Origin of the sequence: Winogradskyella sp. PG-2, assembly GCF_000828715.1 — a bacterium.
Classification (GTDB): domain Bacteria; phylum Bacteroidota; class Bacteroidia; order Flavobacteriales; family Flavobacteriaceae; genus Winogradskyella.
Genome location: NZ_AP014583.1, coordinates 2,838,816 through 2,856,463, shown reverse-complemented (window position 1 = coordinate 2,856,463; position 17,648 = coordinate 2,838,816). Strand labels below are relative to the sequence as shown.

The 17,648-nt window shown below is 31.9% G+C and carries 21 protein-coding genes and 1 riboswitch; of the genes, 8 read left to right on the top strand and 13 right to left on the bottom strand.

Annotated elements, in window-relative coordinates:
* Positions 1-224 precede the first annotated feature (224 nt).
* Positions 225-2,138, top strand: coding sequence for a DEAD/DEAH box helicase (locus tag WPG_RS12790; RefSeq protein ID WP_045473343.1), 1,914 nt, complete (start codon positions 225-227; stop codon positions 2,136-2,138).
* A 127-nt stretch (positions 2,139-2,265) separates the two neighbouring features.
* Entirely contained in the window at positions 2,266-3,075 is an 810-nt protein-coding gene (locus tag WPG_RS12785) for a carboxypeptidase-like regulatory domain-containing protein (protein WP_045473340.1), read from the top strand.
* Positions 3,076-3,080: 5 nt separating this feature from the next.
* Here WPG_RS12785 and WPG_RS18900 read toward each other — a convergent pair whose 3' ends face one another.
* The 3 genes from WPG_RS18900 to WPG_RS12775 all read right to left on the bottom strand — a co-directional run bounded on the left by WPG_RS18900 (position 3,081) and on the right by WPG_RS12775 (position 4,134).
* Entirely contained in the window at positions 3,081-3,233 is a 153-nt protein-coding gene (locus WPG_RS18900; protein WP_316929945.1) for a VOC family protein, read from the bottom strand.
* Between the two features lie 120 nt (positions 3,234-3,353).
* On the bottom strand, positions 3,354-3,443 hold the full coding sequence (locus WPG_RS19000; protein ID WP_410529691.1) for a VOC family protein: 90 nt from the start codon (positions 3,441-3,443) through the stop codon (positions 3,354-3,356).
* A gap of 34 nt (positions 3,444-3,477) precedes the next feature.
* Entirely contained in the window at positions 3,478-4,134 is a 657-nt protein-coding gene (locus WPG_RS12775) for a TrmH family RNA methyltransferase (protein WP_045473337.1), read from the bottom strand.
* Positions 4,135-4,217: 83 nt separating this feature from the next.
* Here WPG_RS12775 and WPG_RS12770 point away from each other — a divergent pair, with 83 nt between their 5' ends.
* Positions 4,218-4,895 (top strand): SIR2 family NAD-dependent protein deacylase, encoded by a 678-nt coding sequence (locus tag WPG_RS12770; RefSeq protein WP_045473333.1) that lies wholly within the window; start codon positions 4,218-4,220, stop codon positions 4,893-4,895.
* Positions 4,896-4,918: 23 nt separating this feature from the next.
* On the opposite strand, the gene WPG_RS12765 is transcribed toward WPG_RS12770, so the two are convergent.
* Both WPG_RS12765 and WPG_RS12760 read right to left on the bottom strand, forming a co-directional pair.
* Positions 4,919-5,119 carry a helix-turn-helix transcriptional regulator gene (locus WPG_RS12765; protein ID WP_045473331.1) on the bottom strand — a complete coding sequence of 67 codons (201 nt, stop codon included), beginning with the start codon at positions 5,117-5,119 and terminating at the stop codon, positions 4,919-4,921.
* Positions 5,119-5,565, bottom strand: a complete 447-nt coding sequence (locus WPG_RS12760; RefSeq protein ID WP_045473327.1) for a hypothetical protein — start codon at positions 5,563-5,565, stop codon at positions 5,119-5,121. The genes WPG_RS12765 and WPG_RS12760 overlap by 1 nt, the downstream gene beginning before the upstream one ends.
* 246 nt (positions 5,566-5,811) lie before the next feature.
* On the opposite strand from WPG_RS12760, the gene WPG_RS12755 reads away from it, so the two are divergent.
* Positions 5,812-6,450 (top strand): hypothetical protein, encoded by a 639-nt coding sequence (locus WPG_RS12755; protein WP_045473324.1) that lies wholly within the window; start codon positions 5,812-5,814, stop codon positions 6,448-6,450.
* A gap of 57 nt (positions 6,451-6,507) precedes the next feature.
* Here WPG_RS12755 and WPG_RS12750 read toward each other — a convergent pair whose 3' ends face one another.
* The 3 genes from WPG_RS12750 to WPG_RS12740 all read right to left on the bottom strand — a co-directional run bounded on the left by WPG_RS12750 (position 6,508) and on the right by WPG_RS12740 (position 9,277).
* Positions 6,508-7,206, bottom strand: coding sequence for an aspartyl/asparaginyl beta-hydroxylase domain-containing protein (locus WPG_RS12750; protein WP_045475573.1), 699 nt, complete (start codon positions 7,204-7,206; stop codon positions 6,508-6,510).
* A gap of 364 nt (positions 7,207-7,570) precedes the next feature.
* The gene (locus WPG_RS12745; RefSeq protein ID WP_045473321.1) at positions 7,571-8,803 is read right to left on the bottom strand and encodes a glycosyltransferase; all 1,233 of its coding nucleotides are present in this window, start codon (positions 8,801-8,803) and stop codon (positions 7,571-7,573) included.
* Complete coding sequence (locus WPG_RS12740) at positions 8,804-9,277, bottom strand: heme-binding domain-containing protein (RefSeq protein ID WP_045473318.1); 474 nt, start codon at positions 9,275-9,277, stop codon at positions 8,804-8,806.
* A gap of 39 nt (positions 9,278-9,316) precedes the next feature.
* Between WPG_RS12740 and WPG_RS12735 the strand changes: the two genes are divergently transcribed.
* The 3 genes from WPG_RS12735 to WPG_RS12725 all read left to right on the top strand — a co-directional run bounded on the left by WPG_RS12735 (position 9,317) and on the right by WPG_RS12725 (position 11,557).
* Entirely contained in the window at positions 9,317-9,880 is a 564-nt protein-coding gene (locus tag WPG_RS12735) for a hypothetical protein (RefSeq protein ID WP_045473314.1), read from the top strand.
* A 94-nt stretch (positions 9,881-9,974) separates the two neighbouring features.
* Positions 9,975-11,318 carry an adenylosuccinate lyase gene (purB, locus tag WPG_RS12730; RefSeq protein ID WP_045473311.1) on the top strand — a complete coding sequence of 448 codons (1,344 nt, stop codon included), beginning with the start codon at positions 9,975-9,977 and terminating at the stop codon, positions 11,316-11,318.
* A gap of 11 nt (positions 11,319-11,329) precedes the next feature.
* Complete coding sequence (locus WPG_RS12725) at positions 11,330-11,557, top strand: hypothetical protein (RefSeq protein WP_045473308.1); 228 nt, start codon at positions 11,330-11,332, stop codon at positions 11,555-11,557.
* A gap of 35 nt (positions 11,558-11,592) precedes the next feature.
* On the opposite strand, the gene WPG_RS12720 is transcribed toward WPG_RS12725, so the two are convergent.
* Genes WPG_RS12720 through WPG_RS12705 form a run of 4 tightly spaced genes read right to left on the bottom strand, consistent with a single transcriptional unit; the run spans position 11,593 to position 13,727 of the window.
* Positions 11,593-12,138, bottom strand: a complete 546-nt coding sequence (locus tag WPG_RS12720; protein ID WP_045473305.1) for a DUF4252 domain-containing protein — start codon at positions 12,136-12,138, stop codon at positions 11,593-11,595.
* 5 nt (positions 12,139-12,143) lie between these two features.
* Positions 12,144-12,716, bottom strand: a complete 573-nt coding sequence (locus WPG_RS12715) for a DUF4252 domain-containing protein (protein WP_045473303.1) — start codon at positions 12,714-12,716, stop codon at positions 12,144-12,146.
* 20 nt (positions 12,717-12,736) lie between these two features.
* Positions 12,737-13,231, bottom strand: coding sequence for a hypothetical protein (locus WPG_RS12710; RefSeq protein ID WP_045473300.1), 495 nt, complete (start codon positions 13,229-13,231; stop codon positions 12,737-12,739).
* Positions 13,218-13,727 (bottom strand): RNA polymerase sigma factor, encoded by a 510-nt coding sequence (locus WPG_RS12705; RefSeq protein WP_045473297.1) that lies wholly within the window; start codon positions 13,725-13,727, stop codon positions 13,218-13,220. Before WPG_RS12705 ends, WPG_RS12710 begins: the two co-directional genes overlap by 14 nt.
* Before the next feature lie 163 nt (positions 13,728-13,890).
* Here WPG_RS12705 and WPG_RS12700 point away from each other — a divergent pair, with 163 nt between their 5' ends.
* A complete protein-coding gene (locus WPG_RS12700) occupies positions 13,891-15,342 on the top strand; it encodes a S41 family peptidase (RefSeq protein ID WP_084221647.1) in 1,452 nt (483 codons plus the stop codon).
* A gap of 50 nt (positions 15,343-15,392) precedes the next feature.
* On the opposite strand, the gene WPG_RS12695 is transcribed toward WPG_RS12700, so the two are convergent.
* Positions 15,393-17,324: a TonB-dependent receptor plug domain-containing protein gene (locus WPG_RS12695; protein ID WP_045473294.1), complete on the bottom strand. Its 1,932-nt coding sequence runs from the start codon at positions 17,322-17,324 to the stop codon at positions 15,393-15,395.
* Positions 17,325-17,388: 64 nt separating this feature from the next.
* Positions 17,389-17,581, bottom strand: a riboswitch (cobalamin riboswitch).
* Positions 17,582-17,648 lie beyond the last annotated feature (67 nt).

Sequence of the window (17,648 nt, the reverse complement as noted above, 5' to 3'; positions counted from 1 at the left end):
TTTCCGTGAGGCGCGCCTCACTACGCCATACACAGTGGGCGTTAAGCGCAACCAAAATTTGCCAATCCAATTAAAAGTCTATCTTTGCGGCTCGAAACTCAATAAGGATTGAGTTTATTAATTCCTCAGAGTGAGGATGTGTTACCTAGAAGTTTAAGTGTTTAGTATGTCGATTCGCTTCTTTTGTAACACCAACAGAACATAATCGAATACATAACTCAAGAATGAGCACATTCCAAGAACTCGGTCTTAATGAAGACCTTTTGCATGCTATTACGGATTTAGGATTTACAAAACCTAGTGAAGTCCAAGAAAAAGCAATTCCACTTTTATTAGAAGAAGACAAAGACTTAGTGGCTTTGGCACAAACTGGTACAGGTAAAACAGCAGCTTTCGGGTTTCCGATGTTGCAAAAAATAGATATAGATAGTAGAACCACACAAGGTCTTATCCTATCTCCTACTCGCGAACTTTGTTTACAAATTACTAATGAATTAAAACTTTATGGTAAATACTGTAAAGGTATAAATGTTACTGCTATTTATGGCGGAGCAAGTATTTCTGACCAAGCAAGATCAGTAAAACGAGGAGCACAAATAATTGTGGCTACTCCTGGTCGAATGAAAGATATGATTAGCCGCAATATGGTTGATATTTCTAAGATACAATACAGCGTACTAGATGAAGCTGATGAAATGTTGAACATGGGCTTCTACGAGGACATTACAGATATTCTATCACATACTCCAGATGACAAAAGTACATGGTTATTCTCTGCAACAATGCCAAAAGAGGTGTCTACAATTGCTAAGAAATTTATGTACGACCCTACAGAAATTACAGTCGGAACAAAAAATGAAAGTACAAAAAACGTCTCTCACGAATATTATTTAGTCAATGCAAGAGATCGCTATCATGCCTTAAAACGTTTGGCAGATGCAAATCCAGATATATTCTCTGTAATTTTTTGTAGAACTAAGCGTGATACGCAAAAGGTAGCTGAAAATTTAATTGAAGATGGTTATAGTGCTGGCGCATTACATGGAGATTTAAGTCAAAATCAGCGTGATATGGTGATGAAATCGTTTAGAAACAGACAAATACAGATGTTGGTTGCTACTGATGTTGCAGCTCGAGGTATTGATGTTGATGATATTACACACGTAATTAATTATCAACTACCAGACGAGATAGAAACCTACACACACAGATCTGGTCGTACTGGTAGAGCTGGTAAATCTGGTATTTCTATGGTCATTGTTTCAAAAAGTGAAACAAGAAAAATAAAAAGCATAGAACGCATTATTAAAAAGCAGTTCGAAAAGAAAGACATTCCTTCTGGAATGGAAATCGTAGAAGTACAATTAATGTCTTTAGCCAATAAAGTTCATGCAACAGAAACTAATCACGAAATTGACAAGCATCTAGAAAGTATCAACGAATTATTTGCAGATACTGATAAAGAAGCATTGATTAAGAAATTCTTCTCTGCTGAATTCAACCGTTTCTTCAATTACTACCAAAAATCAAAGGATTTGCGTGTTGTAGATTCTAGAGATTTAGAAGGAGGTCGTGGGCGTGATTACGCAAAATCTTCTAACGATACGCGTTACTTTATCAACGTTGGTCGTAAAGATGGTTTTGACTGGATGAAGCTAAAAGATTTCTTAAAAGAAGTTTTAGAACTTGGTAGAGATGATGTCTTTAAAGTTGATGTAAAAGATAGTTTCTCTTTCTTTAATACAGAAAAAGAGCAGCAAGAAAAAGTCTTAGCATTTTTTACAGACTTTAAGCACGAAGGTCGTTTTGTTAATGTAGAAGTAAGCGAAAATAGAGGTCGTAGTGGTGGCGGAAGACGCGACAGAGGTCGTGGAAGAAATGATAGACGTTCTGGTGGTGGAGGTCGTAGACGCGATGATAGACCAAGAGGAGAAAGACGTTCTAATGATAGAGGTAACAGATCATCGGGTTCTGACTCAGGAAACAGAAGAGATAGAAGACATTCTGATGATAATAGAAATGATAGACGCTCTAGTGACAGTCGTGAAAGACGATATGATGATTCTAGAGGTGATAGAAGATCAGATTCTAGCGGTTCGCGTTCTGATAGACCAAGACGCTCACGTAGACGAGATTAATTTACAATGTTAAAAGCCTCTTAATTGAGGCTTTTTTTGTGTTATTTCATGTTAATATTTAGTCAAATCGTAGGATGTATATGTTAAAATCCGTTTTGTTTACTACCTTTACTTCGTAATATATTTTATGCGCTATTTACTAATTTTAGTTTTATGTTTTACTGCAGTTAACAGCTATAGTCAAGACAGCACTGCCACCAAAACTCCTAGTATAGTTAAAGGTACCATAACAAGTTCTACTACTGAAGGCCCATTGACTGAAGTAAACATTGTAAACATCAATCAGGTTAAAGGTGTTGCTACAGACGACAATGGTGAATTTGAAATTAGTGCAAAAGTCAATGATACTTTACACTTATCTTACATTGGTTACAAATCCATAAAAGTTAGAGTGACTAACGACTGGTTAAAATTTGGCAATACAGAAATTGTAATGACTGAACTAGCTTTAGCTCTAGAAGAAGTAACAGTAAAGCAATTAAAACTTACTGGTTATTTAGAAGTGGATATAAAACAAGTTCCTATTACATCTAATAACCGTTATAGAATTTCTGGACTATATGGTCAAGGTTATGAAGCCGGAAAACCAAATATTGCGACTAAAGTTCTTGGTGCTATTTTTAATCCTGCAGACTTCTTATACAACATGTTTGGCAAAAAGCCTAACGAGATGCATAAGTTAAAGAAAATGAAAGAAGATGATGAAATTAGAAACCAATTAGCAAAACGTTTTGATAGAGAAATGCTTCTCGTTTTATTACAAGTTAATAAGTTTGACTTAGATGAAATCGTTAACCAATGTAATTACTCTAAAGATTTTATAAATACAGCTAATGATCTTCAAATATTAGATGCTATTAGCGAATGCTACGAAGAATATAAAGTGATTAAACGTAGTAAAGACCTTAAAAAAGGTAGAAAAAAAGGTAAAGCCTAAACTTCTTAAGCATTAGAATGTAGGGCTACTCTATTTCCTTCAGAATCTATAAATACTCCCATACAACCATGTTCTTCTGAAATTTTAGTTTTTTCTTGATAAATTTTTCCTCCAGCATCAACAACTCGATCTAATTCAACTTGAACATCATTAGACATAAAATACACTAAAGTACCTTCTTCACTAAGAACGTAAGATTCTTGTTTTACTAAACTTCCTGTTGCTCCTTAAACTCCTTTATTATTAGGAAGCCATCCCATTAAAGTGCCTCCAAAATCTTAAACTTTAATTTCAACTTTAAAAACAGTTTCATAAAATTGTTTTGCACGATCCATATCGCTTACCGGAATTTCGAACCATCCTACCATAGTCTATTATTTAGTCTTATAAATTTACAAAAAATTAAGTTTTAGATTTATAATGCTCTACTATATCATCATAATTTTTTATAGTCTTTTTAATCCAATCAAACCGCTTTTCTATGCGTTCCTCTTCTGTGAGTTGCCATTTAATATCAGACTTTCTTAACTGCGCTGTAACATACTGAAGAATAATTGCAGCAGATACAGAAATATTTAAACTCTCTGTAAAACCGACCATAGGGATTTTTAAAAAACAATCCGCATTATTTATTACCTGCTGTGATAAGCCTTCGGTTTCTCTTCCAAAAAAGAAGCTCGATTTTTTAGAAATATCAAAATCTATTAAATCACAATCTTCTCCATGTGGAGTCGTTGCTACAATCTGATAGCCATTTGTTTTTAAATCCTCAATACAAGATTTAGTCGTATGATAACGGTTTAAATCTACCCACTTTTGCGCTCCCATTGCAATTTCTCTATCAATACTTTTAGAGTTGACTTCTTCAACGATATTGACTTCCTGTATGCCAAAAACATCACAAGACCTCATTACTGCGCTTGTATTGTGTAACTGGTAGACATCTTCTGTTGCAACTGTAAAATGTTTGGTACGTTGTGTTAAAACATTTTCAAAGCGAGCTCTCCTATGATCTGTAAGATAGGTTTCTAAATATTCTAGAAGTTTTAAGTCTGGCATAACTCAAAAATAAGTAAAATGAAATTGAAACATTATGAACAAGAAAAACTGTTGATCTATTAGAAAAATTATACTTTTAGAATATGAAAAAACACATCGTCGTATTAACTGGAGCAGGTATGAGTGCTGAAAGTGGTATAAAAACTTTTAGAGATGCAAATGGACTATGGGAAGGTCATGATGTCATGGAAGTCGCTTCACCTGAAGGTTTTAGACACAATCCCGAATTGGTTTTAGATTTCTATAACCAACGACGTCGACAACTTAAAGAAGTTGAACCGAACCAAGCACATAAAGATTTAGCAACATTAGAGCATGATTTTAAAGTCACTATAATAACTCAAAATGTAGATGATTTACACGAACGTGCTGGTTGTAGTGATGTTGTGCACCTACATGGAGAGCTTAGAAAAATACGAAGCACAGGTAATCAAAATGATATTAAAGTTTGGGAAGAAGACATTAACCTAGGTGATATTTGCGAAAAGGGATATCAACTAAGACCACACATTGTTTGGTTTGGTGAAGATGTCCCAATGATAGATACTGCAATTAAAATATGTTATGCAGCAGATATTCTTGTTATAATAGGTACGAGTATGCAAGTCTATCCTGCCGCAAGTTTAATTAATTATGTACAACCAGATACACCTATTTATTACATAGACCCTAAACCTGCAATTAGTAATACTGATAAAGTTACTGTTATTGCTAAATCAGCCACTGAAGGCTTGAAAGAACTTATAGTAGAACTAAAATAATATGCACTAGAATTATTACTAAACTAATCATCTGTACTTAATTTAAAAAAGTCATTTACAGGCTTACCAAAAAGATCAGAAAGTTTTAATGCTAATACAGTTGAAGGCACATAACGATTCACTTCTATAGAGTTTATCGTTTGACGAGAAACACCTATTTTCTTTGCCAAATCATCTTGTGTTAATCTTAAAATAGCGCGCTCTACTTTTATAGTATTATCCATTATCTGCTGCGCTTTAAAGTATGGTAAAAACCTAACTGTATTAATAACATAAAACTTAATAGTTGAAAATCACCCAACTCTTTATAAGCTTCACCCCCAGAATTCACAATATTAGAAACACCAAATTCCACATAAGGCATAATTATAGCATAGAACACTCCAACAATAAAAGCGATAGTATAAGATTGTGCTCTAAGAGCTATTGTCATTTCATCCTCTTCTTTATCTCTGGCTAAAGACATACACAATAAACCAATTATAAAGATTGTTCGTCCAATGCCTCTAATTAATTCAGTATGCTCAGGGAATTGCTTTCTTATAAAAAACAGAACAAAAGCTGTAACTAATAAAAACACACCTAACCACTTAAACGACGTTGGCAATCTAAAATCTAACAATTTCTGTAAGCGATTACGCTCACATTCTACAAAATTTTTCTTATTCATAATTGACAAATATATTTTATATTAAGTAAAGTTTTTTTTACTATATGTCAAACATACTTTACATTTTAATATTATGCAAATGAATTTACAAAAACTTGACTCTATAAAATTTTTCAACTAACTTCGTTTAACATCGGATATAAAACATTTTAACCCATTTATATCCTACGAACCTAAGCATAACAATTTGCATTATTAAAAATAGGATTTATAATATTTATTCACATTATATATTAATAAACCCAAATGGAAGCAAGTAGAAAAGACTTATACTATAAAATTAGTTGGATTTCTAATATTATTAAGAACGGACTGTTTTGGTATGGTATACGCAACAAATTAGGGAAAATTGGATTTGATTTTATGCCATATTATTGGGAAATAGGTTATATAGAAATTGAACCTCCTAAAATTAGAGGTGATGAATTAAAATATCAATTATCCATTTTCGGTGAAAAGGAAATAACATTTATTAAAAAAAATGTCATAGGAATTGACCATAAAGATTTAATGAATGATCTTAAAAATGGTGATACCTGTTTAGGTTTTAAGAATGGTGAGGAAATCTCAGCTTATTCTTTTATAAAGCATCAAGCCTTTTCATTTAGAGGCATAAATTTTGAAATAAAACCTTCAGAAGGTTACGTACATAGTACCTATACATTTGAAGCTCATAGAGGAAGAAGTTTAGCCCCATATTTACGCTATAAAAGTTATGAATATTTAAAAGACAAAGACATTGATAAGTATTATAGTATAAGTGAGTATTTTAATAAGCCTACATTACAATATAAACAGAAGTTGAAGGTTAAGCCACTAAAACTATATCTCAGTGTAATATTATTTAAAAAGTGGGTGTATAATTTTACTCTAAAATCATATTGATGATCTGGTTTGCTCAATCAATGATAAAAAAGATTCTAACTAGTTAAACACAAAAAATCACTTAGTCTTTTTCCCAATTAGGTTTAGTTTTTTAACATCATGAAGTACTTTTTTTATCCGCACTTTTTTTAATAGAAAATTAGCAATAAATCTATTTACCTGATTTGGTATTAATGGTAACGGACGTAAAAGATCAATAATTAACACCACTCTTTCTTGATTCGATTTATTCATCACTTCATGCTCCCAAGTGTCGTCAAATAGTATACTTTCTCTCTCTTTCCAATGATAAATTTCGTCTTTTATTCTAATACAAGGAGGTGAAACTTTAGGTACTTTAAGTCCTAAATGATATCTCAAATAACCTCTATATGGACCATTATGTGCAGGTATGGACTTCCCAGCTTCTAAGACAGAAAAAAAGGCTTTATAGATATTGGGAATTCTTTTTAATAGGGCGCAAGTCTTAGGACATAATTCTTTGGCAAGTTCTGGCGTTTCCCCAGAATAATATAATAGAAATACCTTCCATTTTAAATTAGGGTTAACTTTACCAGAAATGACATACTGCCTTTGTTCTACTTCATGATAAGCCGGGATTTCGAAATGCTTATTAACATTTTCAAATTCGTCATTAACAGTATCAAAACTTTGTTCAATTATGGATAGCTTAGGAAAAGTTCTTTTTACATCTAATATGACAGGTCGATTTTGTCCGCCATCATATTGACTGATGAGAAGATTTCCAATTTTCATTATCTGATTGATATTTATTAATCCAAAAAACATATAAATACTCTAATATTTGTTTTGTAAAAAAATGAGTAATCTTATAACACAATTGGGTTTTAATCACTTTATAATTATCATCCTTAAATTTACAAAAGAATTTTGATAAAGTATTGAAGCCTAAAACATGCGGAAATTTAAATATGCAAAACTTTGTACAAACTTAAATATTTCTCTGTTTTTTATTTATTTTGGAAAAAACCATCTACACAATTGCGTTTAAAACTCCTTTCTAAAAGTCCTTGCTGATGAATATTTGGTTCTTATATTTTAAGCATTTTAGTCTCGTGGCAACAAGACTAATTACAGATACAAAAACGAAATTTAAAATTCATCTATTTTTCTCCTCAATCCACTTACTCATATACTTAACACTTTGAAGTGTTTGATGTTGCAATAAACTACCAATAAAGTTATTTTGGCGATGTTCTATTAAATTATTTGCGAGTTCTTTAATCATATTAGAAAAATCATCTTCAAAATCAGTTTTAATAAAATGCTTTTTTAAAACCTTAAAACCAAGATCTTTTTTTTGCTTCCAAATTTTGGAATTCATGTAAAGCTCAACAGCTTTATTGGCAAAATTTTCAGGAATATCTTCAACAAACCCATTCGGCTGTAGCGCACCAAACATACCTTCAGCAGCAATATTAGACATTATACAAGGTGTACCATTTTGCATAGCATCAACTAACTTACCTTTTAGTCCTGCACCAAAACGTAAAGGCACTAAACAAACTTTTGCGTTTTGCATTACCCCATTAACATCTTCAGCAAAACCTTTAATTAAAAAACCTTCTTTGGTATTATTTAACTGAGATATTTTCTGAGATTCGTATGCACCATATATATGCATTTCTGCATTTGGTAATTGTTGCCGTATTAATGGCCAAATGAATTGCTTTAGATATAAAACCGCGTCGTAGTTAGGTGCATGTAAAAAGTTACCAATGGTAATAAAGTGTTGTCTGTCTTCAAAACTTGGTAATTGTTCAACTTCAGCTTTAGAAATAGGTCCTAACAAAAAGGGTAAGTAATAGAATAAACGTTTATCTATTTTAAACTGTGTAATTAGAATCTCTATTTCAGCTTCAGAAATTATTAGGCTTAAGTCACAACGATAGATACTTGCTATCTCGCGTTTAGTAATATCATTTTGTAAATGTTCTACAGAAACCTCAACATTTTCTTTTAAAGCCATTTCCCTAGCCTTTCTGAGTCCATGAAAATCTTCGGTATCTAAAATACGTAATGCATTAGAGCATCTCTCAGCCACTCGCCAACCATATTGTTCTTCCGTCATAAATCGGTCAAACAAAACAATATTTGGTTTTAATTGAGAAACAAATTCATCAAAAGACGAATCGTTCAGGAGAATATTTTTAGTTGTTACACCTATTTCAGATAAATCAAATGTATTATCTGATGTCTTGGCAGCTGAAACAAACGTAATCTCATAACCTTGATTTTGAAATTGTTCTATTAACTGAAGCATTCTACTACCAGCAGCAGAGCTTTTAGGTTCTGGCCAAACAAAACCAATAATTAAAAGTTTTATATTCACCTATTGTGGCTCCTTTAAAAACGCATATTTAAGCCTCACGGTTTTTGCCCATGAGGTAACAGCATCGATTTGCTCTTGAGATAAATTAGCATCACCATGCGTCCATGTATAACTTGGTAAGGGCATTTCTTTAACCTCAACCATTTCTATGAGTTCATCTAGCTTATGATCTTTTTTCTTATCAGAATAGTCATTCCATTTAGAAACATTAAAATGGCCTTTACCATGATCTATATGATCTGCTAACCAATAGTTAACTGGTGTAATTGAATTATACCAAGGATAACGCGTACTATCACTATGACAATCTATACAAGCAGTTTTTAAAATCATTTTTACATCTTCTGGTGGATTAGTATCTGCAAAAAAAGCATCAACAGTAGCAATAGCACCATCATTCTTTTCTGGTCCAAAGAATTGAGCAATTAGAAAAACGACCAAAAGTAATAGTCCAAGTTTTTTTAAAATCTTCATTTTTGATTAATTTAGAAGTCTAAAATTAATCAATTTCTATTGACTAAAACAGAACTTTATAAAGAATTAGGAAACGTAAATCACTCTAGTGAAAAGCGGCTATTCTATGCTAATATGGTAATTGATAATCCTAAATTAATACATCCATTGTTAGAGATTCTTTTTGAGGTTGATGATAAAGTGTCTTGCAGAGCCGCTTGGGTTTTTGAGTTTATGTGTAGTAACACTCTAGAAGCTATTATTCCTTATTTAGATACGTTTACTGAAAATATGTCTAAAGTTCACTTAGATCCTGCAGTAAGACCAGTAGCAAAAATATGCGAGCTTTTAACAAAAGTCTATTACGGAAAAGAAGCATCCAAAATTAAACAAGCTTTAACACCTGTTCATAAAGAACATATGATAGAAGCCTGTTTTGATTGGATGATTAATGACGAAAAAATAGCTCCTAAGGCATATAGTATGAATAGCTTATATCTATTAGGCACCGAATATGATTGGATTCACCCAGAATTAGCCATTATTTTAGAACGCGATTTTCAGATGCAGAGTTCTGGTTTTAAAGCGAGAGCACGACATATTTTGAAGAAAATAAAGCGTTGATATAAAGGTTAAAAACTTTGTAAAACTCTCAACTTATAACTCGTAAATTTTAACTTACTTCCCTATCTTTGATGCTTCAAAAATCTCAACATAAATGGCACTCTCAGCACTTAGCGCAATTTCACCAATAGATGGCAGATACAGATCTAAAGTAGAAGCTTTAGGTAATTATTTTTCTGAAGAAGCATTGATTAAATATCGTGTTTTAGTAGAGATAGAATACTTTATTGCCTTGTGTGAGCAACCGTTACCTCAGCTAGAATCAATTTCTAGTTCGGTGTTTGAAGATTTAAGATACATCTACAAGAATTTCACTTCAGTAGATGCTTCAGCTATTAAAGAAATTGAAAAGATCACCAATCATGATGTAAAAGCTGTTGAGTACTATATAAAAGAAAAATTTGACGCTTTAGATTTATCGGATTACAAAGAGTTTATCCATTTTGGTTTAACATCTCAAGATATTAATAACACAGCAATTCCTTTAAGTATTAAGGAAGCTATGAATGCTGTCTATGTACCAGAATATTTCAACTTATTAGAAAAGATAGAGCAACTAGCATCAGATTGGGCAGATATACCTATGTTAGCAAGAACACATGGTCAACCAGCTTCACCAACACGTTTAGGAAAAGAATTAGATGTATTTGTTGTTCGATTAAAAGAGCAATTTAATTTACTAAACGATGTACCTAGTGCTGCAAAATTTGGTGGTGCTACTGGTAATTTTAATGCACATAAGGTGGCTTATCCTAATATAGACTGGAAAGCTTTTGGAACACAATTTGTACAAGAAAAATTAGGCTTACAGCATTCATTCCCGACAACTCAAATAGAACATTATGATCATATGGCTGCTTTATTTGATGCCATAAAACGAATCAACACTATTATTTTAGATTTAGATAGAGATATATGGACTTATGTATCTATGGACTATTTTAAACAAAAAATTAAAGCTGGTGAGGTAGGTAGTTCAGCTATGCCACACAAAGTAAATCCAATTGATTTTGAAAATAGTGAAGGAAATTTAGGTATTGCCAACGCTATTTTTGAGCACTTATCTGCTAAACTACCAGTATCTAGATTACAACGAGATCTTACTGATAGTACAGTTTTACGAAATGTTGGTGTACCATTTGGCCATACTATTATTGCTTTTAAATCTACAGTTAAAGGTTTAGGTAAATTATTATTGAACGAAGCTAAGTTTTTGCAAGACCTAGAAAATAACTGGGCAGTTGTTGCTGAAGCTATTCAAACCGTTTTAAGGCGAGAAAGTTATCCTAATCCTTATGAGGCACTAAAAGGGCTTACAAGAACCAATACTGCTATTACTCAGAGTTCTATTTCAAATTTTATTGATACATTAGAGGTTTCTAATACGATTAAATTAGAATTGAAAGCAATTACGCCAAGTAATTATACAGGTATATAAAATTATAGCAGATGCAACTATTCTCTTTAAATAAAAATTCAATAGCGCTACTATTTGTAGTTGCAATTACACTGGGTTTCTTTATTGGTGGATTATTGGGAGTTTTAGACTATTTTATTATTAAAGCACTCTTGTTTTCTTCTTTTATATTACTAGTATTTGTCGCTGTAAATTTTGCTTTAAAAAATTATACAAAAAAAAATCGCCTTGAAGATAAAATTCAAAGCGATTCTCATTAACATTTAAATAATTTGTCAGTTTTATTTAAATAAGTTTATTTAAAAAAGTCTGTTAAGCCATTAAGATTAGTGTCTTCAAATTTTGCATCTTTCAAAACCGATTGTAAAGACATTAATTTTCCAGCATTCATATCATCACCTAAAATTCTTGCAATCATAAAGCCCTTATCTGTAGCATTGCCAAAAACAATAAGTTCATCTATATTATCTACTTCACCTAAAAACTTCACCACGAATTTTCCATCTGTTGAATTTCCTCCTCGCATTAATTCTTCGTACTTAGGATTCTTTATAATAACTTTTACTTTCTCTAATTCTACTTTATATTCATCTGCATCAGTATTCTCTTCGATATAAGTTAATACGTTTAATTTATCTACAGACTCATAAGCTTCTCGTTGTTGATCTGTCATTTCAATACCATCAACATCTACAAAACTTGCTGGCACATCAAACGAAGCAAAACCTGGTTTTAATTCGTTATCTACATAATACGTTTGCAACGTTGCCCCTTGGTTACAACTTGTAAAAGCCGTAACCAAAAGGAACATTACCATTGATTTTTTGATTGATTCTATCATTGTTACTAGTTTTTCTTTTCTCCAGCTTTCTTTAACTGCTCTCCACCTGGAATATCCATCTGGTTTGTGATTTTAGATACTTGTCTTAAATCAATATCACCTGTTAACGATAATAAAACAGTTTCAAATTCACGTTTTTTACCATTAATTTCAATGTTTTGTCCTTTAGTCATTTCCTTAAGTCCACTTACATACATTAATAATTCTTTAACGTGATTTTCGTCTTTTCCTTCTTTTACGTAAAACTTTACCGTTTGGTCACCATCCTTAATTCTCATTAATTCTTCTAGGTCAGATGATTTTAAATACTTTGTTACAGTAGCTTTCATGTCTGCTGACACTTTATCGTCTCCAGTTGTAAAAACTTTAAGTCCAGTGATTTTCTTTACCATATTCATGTACTCTTGTGCTTCTGGGTCATCCATATCTACATCAATACTAGCTATCATACTAAACATTTTCTGATTTACTATAACTGAAGCTACTTCTGGCATATCTTCGAACTTGTCGAATATACTTTGAGCTCCTGATAACATTGGTGCTACAATTAGTGCGATTATTACAATTACTTTTTTCATGTTTTCTTAATTTTTGCGTGTTACTTGTTTTTAAAAATTTTATTTGTTGTTTTTGAAAATTCACTTAATCTACTTGCCTCTTCAATCCCTTGATTTAAATTATCAGAGACCATAGCCAGTGAATTAAGTTGTTGCTTGCCTTCATTCATTCCAATTGAAACAAGTTTAAAAGCTTCCATTGTTTTAGTGTAAGCTTCTTGTTCTTGTTGACTAAGGCTAGCAAATGTTCTGCCTTCACCTTGCCAGTTAGGAATAAAAATACCAAGCATTAGAACGGCTACAGCTGCGACAGAAATCCATTGGTACAATTTTGTTTTCTTAGTGTTTAATGGAACGTCTTTGGTATACTGCTCTTGTTGAGATAAAGAAAAGTATTGAAACATTGGTTTATAATGCTCTAAATGAGTAGCTACACCATCACTTGCGAAATACGCTTTTAATTGCGCTTCTTCCTTTAGTGAAGTTTCAGCATTGTTATACTTTTCTAATAATTCTTCTATATTATTTAATACCATATCTATGTGTATTAGTTAATTTTTCTCTTATTGTTTTTCGTGCTCTAGATAATGCAACTCGTATTGCAGTTTCATTCATGTCTAGCATTTTAGAAATTTCGGCAAAATCATATTGCTCTATATCTCTTAGCTGCACTATTATTTTTTGTTGCTCTGGTAAGTCTTCCATAATTCTAGACACCCAGTCCATACTATCTCTAGCTTCTACTTGTTGTTGTAATGACGAATCGTTATTCGTATAATTACTATGAACAATTTTTAAATTCTGAGCTTGTTTCGATTTTAAACGATCTAAACAAAAATTCTTAGTCATTGTCATTGAAAACGCTTCTACATTTTTATATTCAACAATCTTCTGCTTATTCTTCCATAATTTTAAGAGAATCTCTTGTGTAGCATCTTCCGCTTCTTCACGAGAAACTAGTAATCGTTTGGCTAAACGAAATACTTTGTCCTTAAATGGCATTACTAAGCTTACAAAATCTGCTTGCCTCATTACTTCTGGTTGATTGGTAAAGTCGATATTTATTCGCCTTCATTATTACGACGATACACTTTACTTTTTGTTACAAAGTTTTTTTTCTTCGCAATATTGTAAGTAAATTTAGAGTTTTACTAACAGAAATAAAAGATTGCTATTTATAAAAGAAAAAGAAATTATGAAAAACATTAAAGCTCTACTACTAACTTCATTAGTAGCTTTAACTCTAACAAGTTGTTTTGAAGATTTAGATGATAATGCTATCGCTGGTGCAGACATTAATGATTTTGTTTGGAAAGCTATGAATGCGTATTATCTATACAATGCAAATGACAATGTTCCCGACCTAACCAATGATAGATTTGGTATTAATGGTATAGACAATAGATATGAAAAGACCGAAGAATACTCAGATTATATTGAGGGATTTGCTACACCTGAAGACTTATTTGAAACTTTAATTTTTGAACCATCAGATCCGTTTAGTGCAATTGTTCCAAATTATTTAGATATACTAAATCAACAAGAAGGTACTATTTTAAGTAACGGAATTGAATTTAGATTGTATCTAGTTCCTGGAAGTAGTACGGAAGTATTTGGAGCTATTTCCCTTGTATTAAATAATAGCGTTGCGGATGACTTAGGTTTACTACGCGGACAAATCTTTAGAGCAGTTGATGGTACTAATTTAACTACAGATAACATTAATAGTCTACTAAGTCAAAATTCTTATGTTTTAAATTTTGCAGATTATGACAATAATGGTACACCAGAATCTGCAGATGATATTATAACACTAAATGGACAAAGCACAGACTTAACCAAAGTTGCTTATAATGAAAATCCTGTGCATCTTACTAAGATTATAAACCTCACAAATACTAGTGTTGGTTATTTAATGTATAATGGTTTTAACAGCAATTTTAATAGTTCTTTAAATGATGCTTTTGGCCAATTTAGTGCAGCTGGAGTTTCCGAATTAGTAATTGACCTGAGGTATAATGGTGGAGGTGTAATACAAACTGCAGCTAATTTAGGTAGTATGGTTACAGGGCAGTTTACTGATCAAATCTTTTCAAAATTATTTTACAATAACAACCAACTAATTCAGAATAGGAATTTTAATTTCGTAAACGCATTAGAAGATAATTCAGCAATAAATAGCTTGAATTTAAGTAAAGTTTATGTTTTAACAACTTCTAGCTCTGCATCTGCAAGTGAATTACTAATTAACAGTCTTAGGTCTTATATTGAAGTTATTCATATTGGTGATAACACAGCAGGTAAGACACAAGCCAATAGACTTCTTTTTGACTCGCCAGATTTTAGTGGGAATAATGTAAATTCTAATCATACTTACGCATTAATTCCTCTTATTGCTAATTCAACCAATGTTAATGATGAACTTGTGCCTGCAAATGGCTTGACTCCAAACATTACGGTAATTGAGACACCAAGTACTTTTGGTACCTTAGGAGAAATTTCAGAACCACTTTTATTGGCAGCAATTGCAGATATTACATCCGCTGATAGATCTTCTCAATCTAATCTTAACGATGATACTAAGCTTGAAGAAGTAAAAACCCCAAAATTAAACTCTAGAATCAAAGAATTAATGTTTGAAGAATAAAAAAGGCCACCTTAATAAGTGACCTTTTTTTAAAATGGAAATTATAATATTTAAAGGCTCAGGCTAAATCCTAGATTAACTCCTCTACCTCTAGTTGAAAAACCAAATAACTCTTGGTATTCTTCATTAAAGATATTAGTAACATTTGCAAATAATGTCATTTTACCATTTGAAATCTTATGACTGATATAAAAATCAAGTAACCCATAAGAGTTTAATGTTACAGCGTCATTTTCAAATGTCATACTGTTAAATACTGCATCTTCTCTTTCATCATTGTATTGATAAGACAAACTCACTAATGTAGATTCGCATACTTGGTAATCTAATCGCGTATTTACTTTAATTTCAGGGATTCTGAGGCTTAAATCTTCATCTAAAGATGTATAAGTGGCATTAAGATTAATATCCAAAGCTTTAGCAAGTTTAGCCTGTGCAACAAATTCTAAACCACTTGCAGTAAAAGATTCATCAATATTCTGATATTGGAATACAAAACCACCAGTATCTACAAAATCAATAAAATTATCTTCGTTTCTATTAAAGTAAACTAAGCTAAAAGTCGCTTTATCTTTTATAGAAACTTCTGCTCCAACCTCTATAGTCTGGTTTTCTTCTGGTTCTAAGTCGGTATTCCCATAAGAGGGTTCAAATAATTGGAATAAAGATGGAGTTATAAACGCTGTGCTATAACTCGCTAGACCCTTTAAATATCCAAAATCTAAATCTACCTTATACGATGGATTTAAACTATATACTAAATGACTACCATATTCGCTATGATTATTTAAACGTAAACCAGCATTAATATTTAAACCGTAATCTGAAACATAAACAAGGTTTGAATATGGATCAGTTATTGTAAATTGAGCCATTTCTGGATTTATAGCTTGACTGAAATCAGACTCACCAAAAGGAATTGAAAAGCTTTCCATCTGATTATCTTGAAAGTTTACACCCAAAACAGTATAAAATTTATCACTAAAGTTGTAACGATTAAAAGCATCAACAATAAAACTTTGTGCATTAAACATTGAAGGAAAACTAGATTCTATATCGCGTTCAACTTCATTATAAGCTGCATTTATTGTTATCCTTCCTTTATTATACTTGTACTCTGGTGAAATACCAATTCGGTATTGCTTTGAGTTTGAAACATTATCAGCATCTAGCATACCAAAACTATCATCAAAATCAGCTTTATATTTATCAAAGCTGGCATAAGTATTCAACTTAAAACTATTACTAAATCTATAACCTAATCTTAAATTTCCATTGTAACTATTAAAAGCATCAGATTCTGAACCTCCTTTAATTGCTGATAAACCATCTGTAAATTGCTGTCCAAAACTTGCAAAATAATTGAATTTACCTACGCTTCCATTTAAGGACACACTATTCCTAAAATCTTCAATAGCATAGTTATTCTCATCTGAGGATTGATTTGTACCTAGTGAACTTCTCAAATTTAAATTAAACGCCTTTTTAGTCGCTCCTTTAAGCTTAATATTAATTATTGCTGTAGCTGCACCTGTGCCATAAAGCGTACTCGACGCGCCCTTAAGAATCTCAATAGATTCTACTTGATCTGCATTTAATAGACGTAAATCATAATCATTAGCGATTTGTGATGGATCAGTAACTTGCACTCCATCAATCATAATTAAGACTTGGCGATTTCGTCCACCACGCACAAAATAACTAAGATTTTGTCCAGCATTACTTCTTACACCATTTACTTCTACACCAGCAGTTCTACCAATAATTTCTGCGATAGATTGTCCTTGTAATTTTTCTAAATCTTTTGAAGTGATTTTGGTAATTACCTTACCAGAATTTTCGCGTTTTAGCTGAAAACGAGAATCAGTAACTACAACTTCATCTAATTTTTCAACTTCTAAAGAATCGGTTTGCTTTTGCGCAAATCCAACAGATAACATACCTGTAAAAAATATGCTACAAAACAGTTTTGTCTTGTTCATTTTAAATTTTTAATTGTTCGAGAACATATAGAAAACTACATGTAAACTTTTATCCCGAAAGTTTGACTTCTATGTTGAAATTGGCAGGTCTCCTGACTTGCGTCTTGTTATTGGTCTTCCCAGAATAAAATTCCAGTGACATTGAAGGTAATAACAAGCCTTATAGCTTACAGTTGCGGGAACAGCTCTGGATTCTCACCAGATTCCCTTTTAATCCATTCGGTGAAACGAATGAAACCTAATTTCGGCGCAAAACTAAACAATTTGTTTAATGATTCATTCAAAACTTTAAATAATATTACTTTTGAATTAAAATCTATTCTT

What these genes read in the sequence shown, in the direction of transcription:
- WPG_RS12790 (WP_045473343.1), top strand. Translation starts at nt 225, where the DNA reads ATGAGCACATTCCAAGAACTCGGTCTTAATGAAGACCTTTTGCATGCT.
- WPG_RS12785 (WP_045473340.1), top strand. Translation starts at nt 2,266, where the DNA reads ATGCGCTATTTACTAATTTTAGTTTTATGTTTTACTGCAGTTAACAGC.
- WPG_RS18900 (WP_316929945.1), bottom strand. Translation starts at nt 3,233, where the DNA reads ATGTCTAATGATGTTCAAGTTGAATTAGATCGAGTTGTTGATGCTGGA.
- WPG_RS19000 (WP_410529691.1), bottom strand. Translation starts at nt 3,443, where the DNA reads ATGGTAGGATGGTTCGAAATTCCGGTAAGCGATATGGATCGTGCAAAA.
- WPG_RS12775 (WP_045473337.1), bottom strand. Translation starts at nt 4,134, where the DNA reads ATGCCAGACTTAAAACTTCTAGAATATTTAGAAACCTATCTTACAGAT.
- WPG_RS12770 (WP_045473333.1), top strand. Translation starts at nt 4,218, where the DNA reads ATGAAAAAACACATCGTCGTATTAACTGGAGCAGGTATGAGTGCTGAA.
- WPG_RS12765 (WP_045473331.1), bottom strand. Translation starts at nt 5,119, where the DNA reads ATGGATAATACTATAAAAGTAGAGCGCGCTATTTTAAGATTAACACAA.
- WPG_RS12760 (WP_045473327.1), bottom strand. Translation starts at nt 5,565, where the DNA reads ATGAATAAGAAAAATTTTGTAGAATGTGAGCGTAATCGCTTACAGAAA.
- WPG_RS12755 (WP_045473324.1), top strand. Translation starts at nt 5,812, where the DNA reads ATGGAAGCAAGTAGAAAAGACTTATACTATAAAATTAGTTGGATTTCT.
- WPG_RS12750 (WP_045475573.1), bottom strand. Translation starts at nt 7,206, where the DNA reads ATGAAAATTGGAAATCTTCTCATCAGTCAATATGATGGCGGACAAAAT.
- WPG_RS12740 (WP_045473318.1), bottom strand. Translation starts at nt 9,277, where the DNA reads ATGAAGATTTTAAAAAAACTTGGACTATTACTTTTGGTCGTTTTTCTA.
- purB (WP_045473311.1), top strand. Translation starts at nt 9,975, where the DNA reads ATGGCACTCTCAGCACTTAGCGCAATTTCACCAATAGATGGCAGATAC.
- WPG_RS12725 (WP_045473308.1), top strand. Translation starts at nt 11,330, where the DNA reads ATGCAACTATTCTCTTTAAATAAAAATTCAATAGCGCTACTATTTGTA.
- WPG_RS12720 (WP_045473305.1), bottom strand. Translation starts at nt 12,138, where the DNA reads ATGATAGAATCAATCAAAAAATCAATGGTAATGTTCCTTTTGGTTACG.
- WPG_RS12715 (WP_045473303.1), bottom strand. Translation starts at nt 12,716, where the DNA reads ATGAAAAAAGTAATTGTAATAATCGCACTAATTGTAGCACCAATGTTA.
- WPG_RS12710 (WP_045473300.1), bottom strand. Translation starts at nt 13,231, where the DNA reads ATGGTATTAAATAATATAGAAGAATTATTAGAAAAGTATAACAATGCT.
- WPG_RS12705 (WP_045473297.1), bottom strand. Translation starts at nt 13,727, where the DNA reads ATGAGGCAAGCAGATTTTGTAAGCTTAGTAATGCCATTTAAGGACAAA.
- WPG_RS12700 (WP_084221647.1), top strand. Translation starts at nt 13,891, where the DNA reads ATGAAAAACATTAAAGCTCTACTACTAACTTCATTAGTAGCTTTAACT.
- WPG_RS12695 (WP_045473294.1), bottom strand. Translation starts at nt 17,324, where the DNA reads ATGAACAAGACAAAACTGTTTTGTAGCATATTTTTTACAGGTATGTTA.